The organism is Brooklawnia sp., from assembly GCF_032229645.1.
GTDB lineage: Bacteria > Actinomycetota > Actinomycetes > Propionibacteriales > Propionibacteriaceae > Brooklawnia.
In genome coordinates this window covers 1-1,829 of the sequence record NZ_JAVTWX010000095.1, presented here as the reverse complement: position 1 = coordinate 1,829, position 1,829 = coordinate 1, and the positions used below count along the sequence as shown (strand labels likewise).

At 65.3% G+C, this 1,829-nt stretch carries 2 protein-coding genes; both read right to left on the bottom strand.

What is annotated here, in order from left to right; all coding sequences use genetic code 11:
- Window positions 1-54: 54 nt before the first annotated feature.
- On the bottom strand, window positions 55-1,257 hold the full coding sequence (locus AAFP05_RS07150; RefSeq protein WP_341729170.1) for a TFIIB-type zinc ribbon-containing protein: 1,203 nt from the start codon (window positions 1,255-1,257) through the stop codon (window positions 55-57).
- 84 nt (window positions 1,258-1,341) lie between these two features.
- On the bottom strand, window positions 1,342-1,829 hold a 488-nt coding region (locus AAFP05_RS07145), incomplete at its 5' end, for a DUF4339 domain-containing protein (protein WP_341729169.1).

The following is a 1,829-nucleotide window of genomic DNA, read 5'->3' as shown; positions in this document are numbered from 1 at the left end:
TTGACTGCGACTACTGGGGACGTGGCGCTGAAGGCGAGTGCTGGGGACGTGACGCTATCCGGCGTTTGCGTACTCGTAGCCGAAGTAGATCAGCGCGATCAGGATCAGCGCTGCCAGCACTGCGAAAGTGATCTTCACCGCGCTCCACGGACGGCGTCCTTGTACCTCGCCGGTGACACCGTTGATGACCACCTGGAACGGCCTCTGCTGGAAGGTCACGGTCAGCATCCACACCGGCAGCAGCAGCTGATTGAACTGCACGGTCAGCCAGTCGATATCGCGGGAGGAGATCCGCTGTTCATTGCCACCGATGTCCGCGCGGATCGTGGAATCGATCACCGACTCCATCCGCGGCTTGGTCCGCTCCACGAAGACATGCTGCGCGTCCCAATCGTAGGTGCGGCTGAGATGACCGGCCACGAACTCGGGCGAATACGGATGGGTGTATTCCATCGGCCAGGGTTCGAGACTGGTCACCTTGTCGTCGTCCAAGCCGTAGGTGGCGTGGCCGGTGACGTCCTCGAACCTGTTACTCACTGTGCCACGCGCCGGATACCAATCGGTGACGATCCGGGTCTGGGTATTGCCCTGGGAGTCTCGAAACGTCTCGGTGCGATGGATGCCCCGCATGCCGGTGTATCGGGTGGTGGTCGCGGAGTCGTAGCTGAAATAGGGCAGGTAGATGCTGCTGAAGCTCCCCAACTCGCGATACTTCTTGAATGCGTTGGGTGCGAACCGGCGGGAGTTGATCCACTGCTCGATGCGGCTCCTCGCGTCCTTGGTGTCGATGCGCAACGGAAGGATGCCGTCGATCGGAAGCCTGGTCGGTGACTGTTGGATGTCGTCGCGCTGGATGGCGGTGTTGCAGAAGGGGCAACGCAGTGCCGTCAGGGTACCGGTGAAGATCGTGTGCCCGCCGCAGCTTTGACAGACGATCTCTTTGTCGCCGGAGACCTGGGCGGCAGCATTCGACTGCTGTGCCGCCAATTGCGCCATTGCGGGTGCCAGTTCGCGCTTGGTGATGCGTGCCGGATCGGCGATGTCCGGGCTGAGCGGCACCACGCTGCCGCAGTTGGGGCATTTGAGCTGCTGTGATTGCGGATCGAAAGCCAGCACGCCGCCGCAGTTCGGGCACGGATAGGTGCGCGTCTGCTCGGTGACCTGAAAGATCGCCGGATCGCGCTGCGGCCCGGGCGGGAACCGGCCAGGCCGGGACTGGCCGGCCTGGCCCTCCGATTGCGGACCGCCTCCCTGCACAGGCCGACCTGCCGCAGGGAGGCCTGCGTCGCCCGCCCCCGACGATGGTTGCTCGCCCGGAAATGAAGGAGACGACATGGAGACTCAGGCGTCCTGCGGGCCGGAGGAGCCAACTGGCGGTACCTGCGCGGCTCCGCCGGGCAGTGGCGGCGGGGCCGCGAAGAACGCGTGCAGCGCGGGCACCTGACCGGCAGGCATCCAGCCCGCCAGACCTGCGGTCCAGACCAGCGTCTGGGGCGTCAGCTGGCCACCGGAGATCATCTGGCGAACTTGCCCCATGTTGTAGGGGCCCGCCGCCGCACCGTTGACCTCGACATGGTAGGTCTGCGCGTCCTGCGTCAGCGGAGGAGGAGTCTGCTGGCTGGGTTGGGGCTGCTGATTCATCTGGTTGGCCATCTGCTGGCCCAGCACGACACCCATACCGGCACCCATCATGTCGCCCATGGCGCCGCCGCCCGGGTTGCCGGCAGCCGCATTCATGGCGTCGATCTGGCGCACCCGCTGGTACTTGTCGAGATCGTCGAGCTGACGCATGCGCCCGGACTCCTCGACGCCCTGTGCGACACCTCGGG